General features: G+C 70.5%; 13 protein-coding genes. 5 read left to right on the forward strand and 8 right to left on the reverse strand.

Annotated elements, in window-relative coordinates; genetic code table 11:
• The first annotated feature begins 336 nt into the window (after nt 1-336).
• Together Pla133_RS03675 and Pla133_RS03680 are read left to right on the forward strand one after the other, a co-directional pair.
• The gene (locus tag Pla133_RS03675) at nt 337-1071 is read left to right on the forward strand and encodes a phosphatase PAP2 family protein (RefSeq protein ID WP_419195424.1); all 735 of its coding nucleotides are present in this window, start codon (nt 337-339) and stop codon (nt 1069-1071) included.
• Nucleotides 1068-1808 carry an alpha/beta hydrolase family protein gene (locus Pla133_RS03680; protein ID WP_145062554.1) on the forward strand — a complete coding sequence of 247 codons (741 nt, stop codon included), beginning with the start codon at nt 1068-1070 and terminating at the stop codon, nt 1806-1808. The genes Pla133_RS03675 and Pla133_RS03680 overlap by 4 nt, the downstream gene beginning before the upstream one ends.
• A 57-nt stretch (nt 1809-1865) precedes the next feature.
• On the opposite strand, the gene Pla133_RS03685 is transcribed toward Pla133_RS03680, so the two are convergent.
• From Pla133_RS03685 to Pla133_RS03715, 7 genes are all read right to left on the reverse strand, one after another.
• A complete protein-coding gene (locus Pla133_RS03685; RefSeq protein ID WP_145070725.1) occupies nt 1866-2840 on the reverse strand; it encodes a glutathione S-transferase family protein in 975 nt (324 codons plus the stop codon).
• Nucleotides 2841-2889: 49 nt separating this feature from the next.
• Nucleotides 2890-5097 carry a patatin-like phospholipase family protein gene (locus tag Pla133_RS03690; RefSeq protein ID WP_145062556.1) on the reverse strand — a complete coding sequence of 736 codons (2208 nt, stop codon included), beginning with the start codon at nt 5095-5097 and terminating at the stop codon, nt 2890-2892.
• Between the two features lie 28 nt (nt 5098-5125).
• Complete coding sequence (locus Pla133_RS03695; protein WP_145062558.1) at nt 5126-6673, reverse strand: carboxypeptidase M32; 1548 nt, start codon at nt 6671-6673, stop codon at nt 5126-5128.
• A gap of 60 nt (nt 6674-6733) precedes the next feature.
• Nucleotides 6734-7984 carry a right-handed parallel beta-helix repeat-containing protein gene (locus Pla133_RS03700; RefSeq protein ID WP_145062560.1) on the reverse strand — a complete coding sequence of 417 codons (1251 nt, stop codon included), beginning with the start codon at nt 7982-7984 and terminating at the stop codon, nt 6734-6736.
• Between the two features lie 231 nt (nt 7985-8215).
• Nucleotides 8216-9826, reverse strand: coding sequence for a chaperonin GroEL (gene groL, locus Pla133_RS03705; protein ID WP_145062562.1), 1611 nt, complete (start codon nt 9824-9826; stop codon nt 8216-8218).
• Nucleotides 9827-9871: 45 nt separating this feature from the next.
• Complete coding sequence (gene groES / locus Pla133_RS03710) at nt 9872-10177, reverse strand: co-chaperone GroES (protein WP_145062564.1); 306 nt, start codon at nt 10175-10177, stop codon at nt 9872-9874.
• A gap of 124 nt (nt 10178-10301) precedes the next feature.
• Nucleotides 10302-10691, reverse strand: a complete 390-nt coding sequence (locus Pla133_RS03715) for a response regulator (protein ID WP_419192095.1) — start codon at nt 10689-10691, stop codon at nt 10302-10304.
• A 331-nt stretch (nt 10692-11022) separates the two neighbouring features.
• Between Pla133_RS03715 and Pla133_RS03720 the strand changes: the two genes are divergently transcribed.
• The 3 genes from Pla133_RS03720 (at nt 11023) to Pla133_RS03730 (ending at nt 13233) form a co-directional block, all read left to right on the forward strand.
• Nucleotides 11023-12153, forward strand: coding sequence for a dipeptidase (locus Pla133_RS03720; protein ID WP_145062568.1), 1131 nt, complete (start codon nt 11023-11025; stop codon nt 12151-12153).
• A 129-nt stretch (nt 12154-12282) separates the two neighbouring features.
• On the forward strand, nt 12283-12687 hold the full coding sequence (locus Pla133_RS03725) for a DUF669 domain-containing protein (RefSeq protein ID WP_145062570.1): 405 nt from the start codon (nt 12283-12285) through the stop codon (nt 12685-12687).
• Between the two features lie 60 nt (nt 12688-12747).
• On the forward strand, nt 12748-13233 hold the full coding sequence (locus Pla133_RS03730) for a cytidine deaminase (protein ID WP_145062572.1): 486 nt from the start codon (nt 12748-12750) through the stop codon (nt 13231-13233).
• Between the two features lie 107 nt (nt 13234-13340).
• On the opposite strand, the gene Pla133_RS03735 is transcribed toward Pla133_RS03730, so the two are convergent.
• The gene (locus Pla133_RS03735; protein WP_145062574.1) at nt 13341-15974 is read right to left on the reverse strand and encodes a sulfatase; all 2634 of its coding nucleotides are present in this window, start codon (nt 15972-15974) and stop codon (nt 13341-13343) included.
• Between the last annotated feature and the right edge of the window lie 26 nt (nt 15975-16000).

Genomic DNA, 16000 nt, shown 5'->3' on the forward strand with positions numbered 1-16000 from the left:
CCAGGGGGGCTCGCCGCCGCGGCACGTCGCGTGGCGGAAAAGGTCTGCAATTCTCGCTGCGGAGGTAACGGGCCGAGCCCGGGCGGCCACCTCTCCTCGACTGCCCCGCGGCGCGTTCGCGCGCCGCCGAGCGGTCCCGACATCGGGGGTCGGCAGACCCTCTCGCTCGACCAGGGACGCGGCCCTTGCTTGCCACGCGACCCGAGGTCACCCCTCTCGATTGAGACCTTCGAGGAGCGGAGCCGTGGGGGCTCCGCTCTTCTTTCATGTCCGCGGGCCCGACGTCCGGTTTGTTCGACGCCCATCGGTCGTGGGAGGATGGGCGCGAGCGACCGCATGGAGGACGACAAGCAGGGCGATCACGGGACCAGCCAGTCGGCGCGCGAAGGCGCGTCGACCTTCCCTTGGTACGGCCTTCGCTGGCGGGCGCAAGGCAGCCGCTGGTGGGCTGCAATCGGGCTCGCCGTCAGCGGGGCGATCATGGCGACGGCCTACCTGTCGGTGAACGCATTCGCCTCCGCGCGCGGGGTGACCGCGTTCGACCCGGCGAGCCTGTTCGTGATCGACGGTCGCTCGCTCGACAGCCGCATCCCCTACCTGCCGTGGACCGTGCTGGTCTACACGAGTGTCTTCTACGCCTCGTTCGTGCTCTCGGTCTTCGCCTACCCGAAGACCGCGGCAGGCGCGCGCCAGCTCTTCGCCCTCTACTCCGGATTGGTGGCGATCACCCTCGCAGCCTGCGCCGTGTTCCTGGTCTGGCCGGCGGAGATGGTGCTGCGCCACGGCGCGGTCGGTCCGCGCCACACGGGGTCGTTGCACGGTCTGAACTTGATGCTGCGGGCCGTCGATCAGCCCTTCAATACCTGGCCCTGCCTGCACGCGGCGCAGTCGGCGTTGATCTTCCTGGTGGTCGGGCGTTGGTCCGGCCGCCGCTCCGTCATCGCGGCACTGTGGGTCGCTTGGATCGCCCTGGTCCTCAGCACCTTGACCACCAAGCAGCACTTCCTCTTCGACCTGCTCACGGGCTCGCTGCTGGCCGTGGGCTATTGGCGTTGGAGGCTGCGGCGATGACTGGTTTGCCCGACATCCGCAACGGCCAGGGCGAGCTCCTCGCGGCGACCTTCGTGCCGGCGGGGATCGGGACTTCGAACGGGGACGGCCCGATTGTCGTCATCGGCCACGGCTTGACCTCGGATCGCACGCGCCCCTGGTCCGCGGCCCTCTCGGCCGCCCTGGCCGAGCTGGGCTTGGCCTCAGTGCGAGTCGCCTTCTCGGGCAACGGCGACTCCGAGGGCAGCTTTCTCGACTCGACGCCCACCAAGGAAGTGGGGGATCTGGGCGCCGTGCTCGACGTCCTCGAGGGACGGCGGTTGGCCTACGTGGGGCACAGCATGGGGGCACTGGTCGGTTGCCTGCGCGCTGTTCGTGACCGGCGGATCGAAGCGCTGGTCTCCCTGGCCGGGATGGTGCACTCGGCGCGGTTCTACCGCTCGCTGTTCGCAGGCCTCGAGCCGGGCGAGTTGCTGCTCGGAAAGCCGGGCAAGCCGTTGGGCGAGGCGTTGCGCGACGACCTCTTGGCGATCGACAGTGTCCTGCCCCTGGCGCGCGACGTGCGCGTTCCGTGGCTGTTGGTGCACGGCGATGCGGACGAAGTGGTGCCGGTCCAGGACTCGCGCGACGTAGCCGCGGAGCTGGGTCCGCGGACTCGACTGGTGGAGTTGCCGGGGGTCGACCACTCGTTCACGGGCGCGGGCACCGAAGCCATGGTTCGCGAGGTCGCACCATGGCTCGCGCGCGCGCTGCGGTAGGCGGCGGTTTCGTGCCTGGCACCGTACGAACGCCTACCGCAGCGCCCAGGCCGGGCGTCACTCCCCGAACGGTCCCGCCGGCGCGAGGTCTTCGCGCCCGTGGGGCGCGCCCCAGTCCAGCAGCGGACCCTGGGGCACGATCCCGCTCGGGTTGAGCTGCCCGTGCGTCACGTAGTAGTGGCGCTTGATGTGGTCGAAGTCGACCGTGTCGCCGAAACCCGGGGTCTGGTAGAGGTCGCGGGCGTAGGCCCACAGGTGCTCGAAGTCGGCCAGGCGCTGGCGGTTGCACTTGAAGTGCCCGTGGTAGACGGCGTCGAAGCGCACCAGCGTCGTGAAGGCGCGCACGTCCGCCAGGGTCAGCCGATCGCCGGCCAGGTAGCGCTGACCGGCCAGCCGCCGCTCGAGCTCGTCCAGGCCGTCGAACAGGTGGGCGTAGGCGCGGTCGTAGGCGCCCTGGCTGGCGGCGAAGCCGCACTTGTAGACGCCGTCGTTGATGTGGTCGTAGACGAAGTCGTTGACCTCGTCGATCGCCTCGCGCAGGTCTTCCGGGTAGAGCTGCGGCCCGGGCTCCTCGGCCAGCTCCGCGAAGGCCCCGTCGAGCATCACGATCAGCTCGGCCGACTCGTTGTTGACGATTTGGCCCGACTCGCGATCCCAAAGCGTCGGAACGGTCACCCGCGCGTCGAAGTCGGGGTCGGTCGCGCGATAGGCCTCGGAGAGGAACTTGAAGTCGCGGATCGGATCGGGGCCGTGCCCAGCGCCGGTGGTGAAGCGCCAGCCCCGCTCGTCGCGGATCGGATCGACCACGGACAGGCTGAGCGCGTGCTCGAGGCCCTTGAGCTTGCGGACGATGATCGTCCGGTGCGCCCAGGGGCAGGCCAGGGAGACCCATAGGTGGTAGCGCCCCGCCTCGGGCGGGAACTCGCCCCCCGCTTCGACGGTGTGGCGGAAGGCGCTGTTCTGGCGTTTCCAGGAGCCGTCGGCGGCGGACTCGGCGGGGAACTGGGCGCTGGTGGAGTCGGTGGCAGCCATGGCATCAGACTTGGGCGTGAAGCGGGCGGGCTTCAAGGGGCCAGCCTGGTCAGAAGGTCGGTCCCACGAAGATGTTGAGGGAGCGCTCGCCACCCTCGGTGAAGCCCAGGGCGAAGTAGGCCGGTCCCACGAAGGTGTCGAAGGCGAAGAACAGCGAGCCGCCCAAGAGCAGGTCGCTGCCGTCGATCTCCTCCTCGCGCTGCCAGATGCCTCCGACTTCGAGGGTCACGCCGACGAAGCTGGCGAAGTCGAGCTGGGCCGAGCGCGCGCCGAGCTGGTAGTAGGACTGCACCACGCCCAGGCCGTAGTGATTGCCGGTCAGCTCTTGGGGTCCGAGCCCGGACAGCCGCTGGAAGCCACCGAGGGAGAAGGCGCCGCCGATCGGTGACTCGCCCTCGAAGGTCGTTCCGGCCTCGATCGAGGGTTGGAAGGTCAGCTGCCCGATCGAGAGCGGCGCCGCGAGGGCGCCGACCAGGGTCGACGTCACGTCGTCCGCGCCCAGGGAGTCGTTCGAGTACTCCCACCGCAGGTTGCCGACCAGGCCGTGGCTCGGGAAGGTGATCCGGTCGAGGGTGTCGGCCGTGAGCTGGGCGCTGACCTGACCGCTCTCGACCACGATCGAGCCGGGCAGCAGACCCGGCACCACGATCTCGGGTCGCAGCTCGCCGCGGGCGTAGCCGTAGCCCACCTGCAGGGCACCCCAGTCGCCCAGATTGCGCCCCAGGGCCAACTCGGCGCCGAGCGAGCTGACGTCCACCAGCGCGACCTTCTTCTGCTCGACGATCACCGGCAGGTCGTCCTGCTCGAAGGTCACCGACGGCAACAGGTACCAGCGCAGGCTGCGATCGAGGGGTTGGTAGAACTCCGTGTGCAGGCGCGTCCGCGTGCCGACCTGCGCTTCGTTGCGCCACTCACCGCCCAGGGAGTTCACCGGCCGCCAGGTGTGTTGCACCCCGAGGTCCAGGTCGCCGCCGCCGCCCAGGTCGCTGCTGACGCCGAGCCCGAAGCGCAGGTAGTGCGGCCCCCAGCTCTTCTCCCGGGGGCGCAGCACCAGGTCGACCGGTTCGGACTCGTCATCACCCGGGTCGATGTCGATGTCGACGCGTTCGAACAGGTCGAGGGTCGCCAGGCGGTACCGCGCGGCCTCGAGGGTCCCGGGTTCGAGGGGATCGCCCTCGTTCAAATCGGCCAGCTCGCGCACGATCGCGTCCGAGAGGCTGCTGTCGCCCGCGATCGTGACGCGACCGATGGTGCGCGGTGGGGAGCCCGGTCGTCGGTGGTCGTCGATCCAGCGTTCCCAGGCCGCGTCGTCCAGCGCGAGGTCGGCGAGGCGCTCGGCGATCGCTTCGGCCGCGCTGCGCCCCAGGGCGATGGTCTCGCCCGAGCGCTCGAACTGCATCAGCGTCACGTCCGCCAGGTCCGGCTCGAGCAGGATGTCGTCCGGTCCCAAGTCCGACAGGGAGCGGCTCTGGTTCTCGTGCATCAGGATGCCGAGCACCTGGCCGCTGACGCCGACCATCGACGGCAGGCCCTCGAGGGTGGCCAGGGGCGACGCGATGTCGACCACGATCAACACGTCGGCGCCGAGCGCGCGGGCCACGTCCAGCGGGATGTTGTCGACGACCCCACCGTCGACCAGCACGCGGCCGTCGATCACCACCGGCGCGAAGACTCCCGGCAGGGATACGCTGGCGCGAATCGCTCGGTCCAAGCGCCCGGAGTCGAGCACCACCTGGCTGCCGTCGCCGAGGTCGGTGGCGACGCAGCGGAAGGGCAGCCGTAGGCGGTCGAACTCGGCCTCGCCGATCACCGGCAGGAACAGCCGCTCGAGGAACGCCTCCACGTTGCGGCCGAGCACCAGCCCGGGGGGCAGCACCGGTGCGCCGCCGCGCCAACCCAGCTCCAGGTCCACCTGGAAGCGGCGGTCGTCCTGCCGCCTGCGGAACCACATCTGGTCACGGGCGACCTCGTCGGACAGAAGGCTCGGCCAGTCCGCCTGCTCGAAGATGTCGGCGATGTCGTCGGGGGTGTAGCCGGCGCAGTAGAGACCGCCGACGATCGAGCCGGCGCTGGTGCCGACCACCACGTCCACCGGCACGTGCAGGTCCTCGAGCACCTGCAGCACGCCCACGTGCGCCGCGCCCCGAGCCCCGCCGCCGCTGAGCACGAGCCCGATCCGCGGGCGCTCCTGCTCCTGCGCGTTGACCGCCAGGAGCGGAGCCAGGGCGAGCAGCAGTCCGAAGGGGGTTGGTGCCATGGGGAGCTGCTCGTGGCCGGGATGGCGGTCAGCCGTAGATCGCCGTCACCTTGGCTTCGATGTACTCGGCGAAGGGCCGCACCGACAGCTTGGCGCCGGTCACGCGTTTGACCAGCTGGCCGGCGGTCACGGTCCGGTCGTGCCGGTGGATCTTCTCCAGGAGCCACGCTCGCAGGGGCAGCAGGTTGCCGCCCGCCACCTGGGCGTCCAGGTCGGGCATTGCCTCGCGCGCCGCGACCATGAATTGGGCCGCGTAGAGGTTGCCGAGGGAGTAGGTCGGGAAGTAACCGAACGCGCCCATGGACCAGTGGATGTCCTGCAGGCAGCCCTCGGTGTCGTTCTTGGGGCGGACGCCGAGGGTGGCCTGCATCTCGTCGTTCCAGCGCGCCGGCAGGTCCTTCACCGCCAACGCGCCGCTGATCAGCTCGCGCTCGATGCGATAGCGCAGGGCGATGTGGAGGTTGTAGGTCAGCTCGTCCGCCTCGACGCGGATCATCGACGGCGCGAGCGCATTGGCTGCGCGCCACATGCCGTCGAGCTTCACGCCAGTCAGTGCCTCGGGGAAGCGCTTCTTGGCCTTGGACAGGAAGTGGCTCCAGAAGGGCTTCGAGCGCCCGATCATGTTCTCCCACAGGCGCGATTGCGACTCGTGGATGCCCATCGAGATCGCGCCGCCCAGGGGCGAGCGCGCGCGCTTGGGATCGAGTCCCTGCTCGTAGAGCCCGTGCCCCGCCTCGTGGATCGCGCCGAACAGGCCGCCGCGCAGGTCGCGCGGGTCGTAGCGCCCGGTCATGCGCACGTCGACCGGGCCGATGCCGCCGCAGAAGGGGTGTGTCGACAGGTCCAGGCGACCGCGGGTGAGGTCGATGCCCATGGACTCGACCACCTCGCGCACGAAGGCGCGCTGGGCCTCGGCCGGGAAGCGGTTGTTCACCAGCGGCTTGCGATCGACCTTGACCTTCGAGCGCCGCACGCGATCCACGAGCGGCACGGTGATCTCGACCAGCTCGTCGAGCAGAGGATCGATCTCGGCGCCGGTGGTGTCGGGTTCGTACTTGTCGAGCAGGGCGTCGTAGGGGTCGCCCACGCCGCCCGAGAGCAGCCGCGCCTCTTCGCGCTGGAGCTCCACCGTGCGCGCCAGCACCGGAGCGAAGCGCTTGAAGTCGTTCTCGGCCCGCGCCTTCGACCAGGCCTCGAGCGAAGTCGACTCGAGTTCGGCCATCTCCCGCGCCATCTCCTCGGGGATCGCGGTGGAGCGGTGCACGTGCTTGGCCGCCAGGTGCAGCATGCGGCGCTCACGCGGCTTGAGCCCGTCGGCGGCGGCGCGCAGCCGCTTCAGCAGGGCGACCAACTTCGGATCCGTCGTGCGCTCGTGCACGAGCCCCGCCAGGGTTGCCATCTGGGTCGCGCGCGAGCCCGCGCCGCCCGGGGGCATCATCACCTGTTGGTCCCAAGACAGGATCGACCCGATCTGGCCCAGGTCGGCCAACTCGGCGAAGCGCCGTTCGAGCTCGACTAGGTCGGCGGTGGTGGTCGGACTCGCTTGTTCGGCTTTCGACTTCGTCTTGGGCGGCATGGGCAGCACTTCAACCCGCCGCGGGGCCCAAGGCAACCCCGGAGAGCACCGTGCGGCCGACTACGGACCCACGACCAGGGTCGCGCGCGGGCCCGAGAGCACCAGCCCGTCGGCGGCGCTCAGCAGCAGGCCCTGGGCGAAGACCGTCGCCGACGGAGTCCCGCCCGGGAGCGTCACCTGGAACTGGAAGTCCAGCTCTCCCGCCGGGCTCAACGGTCCGAGTTGAATCGCGAGGCCCGACGAAGTCGTCGCGAGCACCCCGTGCAGCGCCGGCACGAAGACGGCCGACGTCTCGATGGACGCCACGATCCAGCCGAGCTCAGCGGGGGAACCGGAGAGGGTTCCGTGGAGCGATTGGCCACTCGAAATCGGCCCCGAGAGCTCGAGCCGGCGCGGGGGCAACTGGAGCCCGAGGTCTTGGATCGAGCTTCCGGGAAACTCCTCCAGCGACGGGCCCTGGGCTCCTGGCGAGCACGCCGGTGAACTCGGTCGGCCCGGCTCCCCGCCGATGGAGACGCTGCCCAGCAGCAGGACCTCGGAGCCGGGGCCCTGGAATGCGTTGATCGAGCGCAGGCCGGGTCCACCATCGGACCCGTCGGCGCAGGCTGCTCCACCGAAGACCTTGCCGTCCGATCCGCGCCCACCGACCATTCGGCACCCACTGGCAAAGACGAAGCTGCTGCCCGCTTCGACGCCGGGGTCGCCGTCATAGCCGAAGTTCTGGAGCCCCGCGGTGGCCACACAGTCGAACAGGTAGACGTTCGAGTAGAGCACCTGCAGGCCGGCGTTGGAGCCGTTGGTGGTGATCTGTTCGCCCACCGTGGAACGTACCGCACAGTCGACCATCACCAAGTTGTCGGCGTCCGAGACCTGCACCCCCACGCTGGGGGCGACGAAGGGATTGCCGATCGACTCGACGACCAGACCCTCGAACCACACGCTGCCGGGACAGTCGTCCACCTGCAGAGCGGTGCCTTCGATGGAGTGGAACTTGAGCCCGTCCAGCACGACCCGTTGTCCGGGCCCGACATTGCGGACGCGGCAGCGGCCCTCGACGGCCACGCCCGGCGCCGCAGCGAAGATCGAGAGGGACTTGCCGTCGACGACGAACTGGCTGTACGAGCCGGGCAGGATCAGGACGACTTGGCCCTCGGCGGCGGCGTCGAGGGCTGGCTGGAGGTCGGTGAAGTCGGCGCCGGGCCCGCCGTCGGCATCCACCAGCAGGACCTGCTGGGCGCTGGCGGGTACTCCACCGAGAGCGATCCCGAGCGTGATCGCGACGCGGACTCGAAGCTGGGCAAGCTGTTGCATGGCGCCGATCTTGCCACCGTTGGCGGTGCGGAGGGGCCCCTGCCGACGACTTCGCGCTTACGCCGCTCGGGGGCGTGACGACCGCCGGGGTCGGTCTCGATGAGTGCCACGGGCTCGGGACCCCACGAGGGGCCGCTCGTCCACGCCGCCTCGAACGGAAGCGGGGCGGAGCGCGCCGGCCGCGCGCTCCGCCCCGCCTGATTCGCGCAGCCCCGCAGGGCCGCGCTGCGCTCAGTGACTGTGACCCGCGTGAGCCTCTTCCTTGGGCTCCGGCAGGTCGCTCACGATGGCGTCCGTGGTGAGCAGCAGGCTGGCGACCGAGGCGGCGTTGGTCAGCGCGGTGCGGGTGACCTTGGTCGGGTCGATCACACCGGCGGCGGCCATGTCCTCGTAGGTGTCGGTCGCGGCGTTGTAGCCGAAGCTGGCACCCTTGCCGGCGCGCACGTTCTGGACGACGACGGCGCCGTCCTGACCGGCGTTGATGGCGATCTGGCGCAGCGGCGACTCGAGGGCGCGGCGAATGATCATCGCCCCGACCAGCTCGTCACCGGTGAGCTTCAGCTTGTCGACCGCGGTCTGCGCCTGGAGCAGGGCCACGCCGCCGCCGGGCACGATGCCGGCTTCGACGGCCGCACGGGTCGCGTGCAGCGCGTCCTCGACGCGGGCCTTCTTCTCCTTCATCTCCGACTCGGTGGCGGCGCCGACGTTGATCTGCGCCACGCCACCGGCGAGCTTGGCCAGGCGTTCCTGGAGCTTCTCGCGGTCGTAGTCCGACTTGGTGCCTTCGATCTCGGCGCGGATCTGATCGATCCGACCCTTGATGTCGCCCTTGACGCCGGCGCCCTCGATGATCGTCGTGTTGTCCTTGGTGATGACGATCTTGCGCGCCTTGCCGAGGTCCTTGACGGTCATCGACTCGAGCTCTTGACCCGTCGACTCGAGCACCGCCGTGGCGCCGGTCAGGATCGCGATGTCCTCGAGCATGGCCTTGCGGCGGTCGCCGAAGCCGGGCGCCTTGACCGCGCAGACCGGGAACGCGCCGCGCAGGCGGTTCACGACCAACGTCGCCAGGGCCTCGCCCTCGACGTCCTCGGCGATGATCACGAGCGGCTTGCCGCTGCGCGCGACCTCTTCGAGGATCGGGATCATGTCCTTGACGGTCGCGACCTTCTTCTCGTGGACCAGCACGTAGCAGTCCTCGAAGACGGCCTCCATCGACTTGGCGTCGGTGATGAAGTGCGGGCTGAGGTAGCCCTTGTCGAACTGCATGCCCTCGACCCAGTCGACCTCGGTCGCGAGGCTCTTGCCCTCTTCGACCGTGATCACGCCGTCCTGGCCGACGCGCTCCATGGCCTCGGCGATCATCTCGCCGATCTCCACGTCGCCGTTGGAGGCGATGGTGCCGACCTTGGCGATGTCCTCACGGCCCTTGATCGGGCGCGACATGCGGTCGAGGTCCTTGACCACGGCGGCGACCGCCTGGTCCATTCCGCGCTTGAGCGCCACCGGGTTCGCGCCGGCGGTGACGTTCTTGAGGCCCTCTTCGAAGATGGCCTCGGCGAGCACGGTCGCGGTCGTCGTGCCGTCACCCGCGCCATCGTTGGTGCGCGAGGCGACTTCCTTGACGAGCTGGGCGCCCATGTTCTCGTAGGGATCCTCGAGGTCGATCTCCTTGGAGACCGAGACACCGTCCTTGGTGACGGTGGGGCTCCCGAAGGACTTCTCGATGATCACGTTGCGGCCGCGGGGGCCGAGGGTGACCTTCACGGCGCGCGCGAGCTTGCGCACACCCTGACGGATGTGCTCGCGCGCTTCGGAGTCGTAGCTGATCTGTTTGGCCATCGTGTCTTTGGGTCTAGGCGTCTGTGGGGTGCCGAATGGCCTGTATCAGCCGATCACGCCGAGGATGTCTTCCTCGCGCATGATCAGGTAGTCGGTGCCGTCGACCTTGATCTCGGTGCCGGCGTAGCTCGAGAAGAGCACGGTGTCGCCGCTCTTGACCGAGAAGGTCGAGCGCTCGCCGTTGTCGAGGGTGCGCCCGTCACCGGTGGCGATGACCTTGCCCTCCTTAGGCTTCTCCTTGGCGCTCTCGGGCAGCAGGATGCCGCCGGCGGTCTTCGCTTCGGCTTCGAGGCGCTGAATGAGGACGCGGTCGCCGAGGGGACGGATCTTGGTCTTGGTCTTGGTCGCCATGGGTCTGGTAGGTGTCGTGGTCTGAGACGGAGTTGGGAGTGTTTGCGACCGCTCGGTCGCGCGCGCCGCGGTGCCCGGAGGTGCCGGCGGCGCGTGATCGGGTTGGGGGAGCTACAGGGGCGGTTCAGCCGCCCTGGGAGTGCCGTCCGCTCTCGAGCGCGCGCAGGATCTCGCTGCGCAGCAGGGTCGGGTTGACGGGCTTGGAGAGCACCGCGAAGGCACCGGCCTGGCGGGCGGCCAACTCTAGGCCGGCCGTCAGCGCGCCGGAGTAGACGATGCAGGGCAGGCCCACGTGGGCCAGGTGCAAGAGGGGGATCGCCTCCAGCCCGGTGCACTCGGGCATGTGGAGGTCCAGGAGCGCGGCGTGGACCCGCCGGGTGCGAGCCTGCTCCACGGCCTCCAGGCCCGTCTGGGCCTCGACGACCTCGAGGCCGAGCTCGAGCAGGAGGTCGGCCACGCCGGCACGCAGGGCGTTGTCGTCGTCGGCGAGGAGGATGCGTCGGGTGGGGATCACGGTTGGTTCGGGGCCGCCGGCCCGGGCAGGTCGGAGCAAAGCGCGTGCCGAAGTGCGTCGGCCCCGCCGATGCCTGCGTCGGCCAGGCCGACTGTCAGCATGGCAGCCGGCCTCCCGGGTCCCTCGGGGGCCTGCCTATTCGACAGTCCCGAGCTGCGTCGTCCGGGGCCAGCGGCGCTTCCTCGGCAATCGGGGCTGCTAGGCTGCCCCGCCTGGACCCATGGGAGGGGCCCACGGCCGGTCCGGGGCTCGCAGCGGGGTCCGAGAGGGCCCCGACCTTCGTCCCAACCCCACCAGATGCCGGTGAATCCCACTGCCGCAGGCCCATTCCATGACTGACGTCGATCCGAACCTCGAGGCCCGGGTGGCAGCCCTGCTGGCCCAGGAGCCTGTCTTCGACGCCCACATGGACGCCCTCCAGCGGGCGGTCGATCTGGGGCACGACCTGGGCGCGGTCACCCCCGGGCAGTTCGACCTGGTGCGCGCCCGCGCGGGCGGGCTGGGCATCGTCGTGATGGTCTGCTGGGTCGACCCCGACTACCTCCCGGATGGCGCCCGGGCCCGGGCCGAGGCCCTGCTCGAGGCGGCCCACGACCTGGCCCGGCGGCATCCCGAGCAGCTGCGGCTGGTGCGGGCGGCCCGCGACTTCGAGGCGGCCCGCGTCGGTGGCCGGATCGCTGGCATCCCCGGCATCGAGGGTGGACACGCCATCGAGCAGGACCTGGGTGTGCTCGAGGCCTTTTGGGCGCGCGGCCTGCGCGTGCTGACCCTGGTCTGGAACAACCACCTGCCGTGGATCCGCTCCTGCCAGCCGGGGGCCGGGCCCGACGTGCCGGCCGGGCTGTCGGCCTTCGGGCGCTCGGTGGTGCGGCGCATGAACGACCTGGGGATGGTCGTCGACCTCAGCCATGCGGGCGAGCGCAGCTTCTACGACGCGCTCGAGTCCACCGAGCATCCCGTCATGGCGAGCCACTCGGGCTGTCACGCCTTGCACGACCATCCGCGCAACTTGAACGACGATCAGTTGCGGGCCCTGGCTGACAACGACGGCGTGGTCGGGATCGTGTTCCACCCGGGCTTCCTCGACGCCGACGCGCGCGCCGAAGAACAGCGCGTGCGGCAGACCGAGGCCTACCGCGGCGCGACGGGCACGAATCCCACCGACACCTTCCTGCGCCAGGGCGAGGTGATGCAACGCGACGCTCGGCCGCTGTCGATCGAGCGTTTGGTCGACCACGTCGAGCACGCGCTCGAGGTCGCGGGTCCGCGGCACGTGGGCTTGGGCTCGGACTTCGACGGCATCGAGCGCGGTCCGGCGGGGCTCGGCGACGCGAGCGGCTACCCGCGCCTGGCGGCGGCCATGCTCGCGCGCGGCTTCGACGTTGAGACCGTGGCGGCGGTGATGGGCGGGAACATGCGCCGGCTGTTCACGCGCGTGCTCGATTCCGGATCCGGGGTGTAACCACCGACGCTTCCAACCGTCCGAGGAGTGTCGATGTCGCGGAGGCGCTGGGTCGCCGCGGAGAGTCGAGTCGCCGTCGGATGGTCCCCGTCGAGAGTCGGGGACGGAAAGTTGCCTGGAGGTACGCCCATGGAAGTCGACTTCAGTGAGGTCGAAGAGGTCGAGAATTACCAGTCGGTCCCGGATGGGCGCTACCTGTGCCGCGTGGCGGAGGTGCGCCAGGGTTGGACCCAGGCCGGCGACGAGCGCTGGACCTTCAGGCTGGAGGTCGTCGAGGGTGATTTCGCGGGTAAGACAGCCGCCTGGGACGGGGTCAGTTGGGGCGAACGCGGGCGGCGCCGAGCCAAGCACGTGCTCGGCTCGATGGGCTTCGACGTCGCCGGTCGTATCGCCCTCGATGCGGGCGATCTGATCGATCGTCAGGCGCGCGTGACGGTCATCGCCGAAGAGCGCGTGGACGCACAGAGCGGCGTCAAGCAGGTCCGACCGCGCGTGCCCTTCCAGGGCTACGAACCCGTGGACGAGCCCTTCTGATCGTGGACTGGTTCAGCTCGCGCGTTGACCCCGGTCACCGACCGGACGCAGAATCGCGCCATGACCAAGGACGTGACACTCGACGGGCTGGACCCCGAAGGACGTGCATTGGTCGAGGCGGCGCGCGCGGTCAGCGCGCGAGCCTACTCGCCCTACTCGGCGTTGCGCGTGGGGGCCGCCCTGCTGCTGGACGACGGTCGAACGGTGACCGGCTGCAACGTCGAGAACGCGAGCTACGGGCTGACCATGTGCGCCGAGCGCGTTGCCCTGGGCGCGTCCGTGGCGCTGGGCCTGGCGGGTGGGCAGGACTCGTCGCGGATCGTGCGGGTGGCGGTGTTCTGCGACCGGGCGGAGGTCCTGATGCCCTGCGGTGCCTGTCGGCAGGTGCTGGCGGAGTTCGCCGAGGGTACGACCGAGGTTCTGTGCGCGTCGGCCGAAGGGCCGGCGCGGATCACGACCGTGGGCGAGCTCCTGCCGGACGCGATCGGGCCGAGAGACGTTCTGGGCGGCGGGACAGGCGGCGCGTCGGCCGGCGAGCAGGACTAGGCAGGTCGGGTCGCCTGGGCGTGGGTCCTGGTGACCGCCGGGGAGGGCGAGCACGACTGGGCCCCTCGGTTGCCGGCCCGCGGCAACACGCCGCGGGGTTGCTGTGCCTAGCGCCGATCTGGCTGCTCGGACTCGGCCTGTCCGGTCTCGGCCTGTCCGCGGGCGCCGTTGACGGTCCCGGCTTCGGTCGAGCCGCTGTCGACCCTCCGTCCGGATCCCCCGGTCGTGTCGGGCCCGTCCGAGACGGTGTAGCCCAGGGCCTCCAGGTGCTCGCGGGTGCTCTCGGACATGGCGCCGTCGGACCGCCCACTTCCGCCGAGGGCCTCGGCGAGCTGGAGCAGCACGTCGCGGTAGCCGCGGACGGCGGCCACCCGGCGTCCGTCGGGGGGCAGGGCGTGCTGTTCGCCGGGGTCGATGCCGAGATCGAAGGTCTGCTCCTCGCTCGGGGCGCGGAGCGGGGTTGTGCTGTTCGGTGGAGCCCAGATCGTCTTGCGCGAGCCGCTGCGGGCGGCGTAGCGCTCGGTCGCAGCCTCGACCTCGGCCCACAGGGTCCGCGCCGCGGGTTCCACGGCCAGCAGGTCGACGCCTTGGACGCCGACCGGCGCCGCGAGACCGGCCATGTGGGTCAGGGTCGGCAGGACGTCAACGAGCATCACCGGTCGATCACTCCGACCGGGGTCGATCCCGGGTCCGCTGATGAGCAGTGGCACCTGCAGCAACTCTTCGTAGAGCGTGTGCCCATGGCCGACGCCGCCGTGGTCGCCGATCTCCTTGCCGTGGTCGGAGGTCAACACCACGATCGTCTCGTCCAGCAACTGCAGCCGTTCGAGCCCGTCGAGCAGTTGGCCGACGGCCTCGTCCGCCTGGTGGATGGCCGCGTCGTAGAGGTCGGTCAGCACCTGGCGGTCCTCGTCGCCGAGGACGGGCGGGCGATCCACGCTGGGAGCGAGCCAACGCAGTGCATTGGGGTAGGCATCCAGTGGCCCGAGGTCGAAGCCCATGGCTTCGCGGTGGGCCCGGGGCGGATCGAATTCGTGCGCCGCGTAGGTGTGCACGAAGAGCAGGAAGCTCTCCTGGCTGTGGTCGGCGACCCAGTCCACCACGGTCTCCATGGTGACCGAGTTCGCCAGCTCGAAGTCGAGCTCCTCGGTGTCGTCGACGAAGTCGCGGATGCGCTGGGACTCCCGGTTCCAGCAGGGGTCGATCACGGAGTAGGTGTCGAAGCCCGGCGCGAACCCGAAGCTCGGCAGCAGGTAGCCGCCACCGACGAAGGCCGCCGTGGCGTAGCCGGCGTCGGCGAATCGTTCCGCCAACAGGCGCGTGCGGTCGGGGTCGACGCTACCGGGATCCCGCAGGGCGCCGTGCACGCTGGGGTGCTGACCGCTCATCAGGCTCATGTGCGACGGCAGGGTGTAGGGGCCCTGGGCCCACACGTCGTCGAAGACCAGGCTGCGCTCCGCGAGGCGGTCGATCGAGGGACTGGTGGGGCGGTCGTAGCCGTAGGCACCCAGGTGGTCGGGACGCAGGGTGTCGACCGAGATCAGCACCACGTTGGGACCGCGCCGCTCGAGCCGATCGGGGACCACCCGGGGCGCGGCCAGAACGGTGGGCATCAGCAGCGCGGGTGCGGCGTGACCTTCGATCGATCGGACGCCGACTTGCAGGACGGCGCTGCGACCGCCCAGGCGGCTGGGCAGCTCCACGTCGATCGGAAGCCAGCGACGGCGGGCTTGGGAGGCCGATTCGAGGGTCCAGCTCCCCAGAGGCGTCCGACCCGGCCCGTTCAGGGGGCGCGCGGACAGGGTCACTTCGACCTGGGCCCCGTCTGCGACCATCGGATGGCTGTCGAGTCCGAGCCAGGCCTGCAGGCGGGCCCCGGTGGTGGGGACCGGCAGGGGCAGCTCGAGCTCGTCACCGGGAGCCAGGGCCAGGCCCGGCCGGGAGACCATGCCGATGCGGAACAGGCCAGCGAGGGGTTCGCCGACTTGCAAGTGGCTGCGACCCTCGCTGGTGGAGTTGGCGACCACGTCGATGAAGCTCGGCCGGAAGACCTCGAGGCCCTCGACCCGCGCGCTCGGGCCGTGGTCACCGTCGCGCTCTTGGCTGCACAGGATGGCCAGGGCGCGGGTACGCGGGTCGAGGTCGATGTCCAGGGCCAGGTCGACGCTGCGGCGACTGCCGTCGGCGGCGCGCGTGCCGTGCAGCTCGACCAGGGACTCGGCCAGGTCTGTGTCGGCACCTGGCGTCGGCTCTCGGGTGAGCTCGGCCAGGAAGACCGAAACGCGCGGCTCGGCGTCCCGGCGAGGGCCGTCGAATCGCAGCCGACTGCGCAGGAAGACCGGCCCGCCACCCTCGATGGGGATCGACGTCAACCAGCTACCCCGGGCTGGTCCGATCACGGGCGTGCCGTCGGGCTCGATGGTCGAAGCCGCGAGGAAGCGGCCGAGTTCCTCGGCTGTTGCCGGGGTCTCGAGTCGGATCAGCGGGCGCCAGGCATCCCGGTCGAGCTCGGCCGCGGAGACCAGCATGCGCCGCTGCGACCGACCGGGGTCGGCGTCGTAGGTCGCGCCGGAGGTGAACTCGAACAAGCGCTGCGCGGGCAGGGGCTCGGGGTCGGAGCAGGCGACCAGGAGCGTGGCGATCAGCAGCGCGCAGAGCGGCGCGGGACCGGCCAGCCGCCGGCCGAGCGCGAGGCGGAGCTGTTGCCGGCGGTCGGTTCGGTTCGGGGGCTGCGATCCCATGTGGCCATCCTACGGTCGAGCGGCGC

The sequence above is a fragment of the Engelhardtia mirabilis genome, from assembly GCF_007748095.1.
Lineage (GTDB): Bacteria > Planctomycetota > UBA1135 > UBA1135.

What these genes read in the sequence shown, in the direction of transcription:
- Pla133_RS03675 (WP_419195424.1), top strand. Translation starts at nt 337, where the DNA reads ATGGAGGACGACAAGCAGGGCGATCACGGGACCAGCCAGTCGGCGCGC.
- Pla133_RS03680 (WP_145062554.1), top strand. Translation starts at nt 1,068, where the DNA reads ATGACTGGTTTGCCCGACATCCGCAACGGCCAGGGCGAGCTCCTCGCG.
- Pla133_RS03685 (WP_145070725.1), bottom strand. Translation starts at nt 2,840, where the DNA reads ATGGCTGCCACCGACTCCACCAGCGCCCAGTTCCCCGCCGAGTCCGCC.
- Pla133_RS03690 (WP_145062556.1), bottom strand. Translation starts at nt 5,097, where the DNA reads ATGGCACCAACCCCCTTCGGACTGCTGCTCGCCCTGGCTCCGCTCCTG.
- Pla133_RS03695 (WP_145062558.1), bottom strand. Translation starts at nt 6,673, where the DNA reads ATGCCGCCCAAGACGAAGTCGAAAGCCGAACAAGCGAGTCCGACCACC.
- Pla133_RS03700 (WP_145062560.1), bottom strand. Translation starts at nt 7,984, where the DNA reads ATGCAACAGCTTGCCCAGCTTCGAGTCCGCGTCGCGATCACGCTCGGG.
- groL (WP_145062562.1), bottom strand. Translation starts at nt 9,826, where the DNA reads ATGGCCAAACAGATCAGCTACGACTCCGAAGCGCGCGAGCACATCCGT.
- groES (WP_145062564.1), bottom strand. Translation starts at nt 10,177, where the DNA reads ATGGCGACCAAGACCAAGACCAAGATCCGTCCCCTCGGCGACCGCGTC.
- Pla133_RS03720 (WP_145062568.1), top strand. Translation starts at nt 11,023, where the DNA reads ATGACTGACGTCGATCCGAACCTCGAGGCCCGGGTGGCAGCCCTGCTG.
- Pla133_RS03725 (WP_145062570.1), top strand. Translation starts at nt 12,283, where the DNA reads ATGGAAGTCGACTTCAGTGAGGTCGAAGAGGTCGAGAATTACCAGTCG.
- Pla133_RS03730 (WP_145062572.1), top strand. Translation starts at nt 12,748, where the DNA reads ATGACCAAGGACGTGACACTCGACGGGCTGGACCCCGAAGGACGTGCA.
- Pla133_RS03735 (WP_145062574.1), bottom strand. Translation starts at nt 15,974, where the DNA reads ATGGGATCGCAGCCCCCGAACCGAACCGACCGCCGGCAACAGCTCCGC.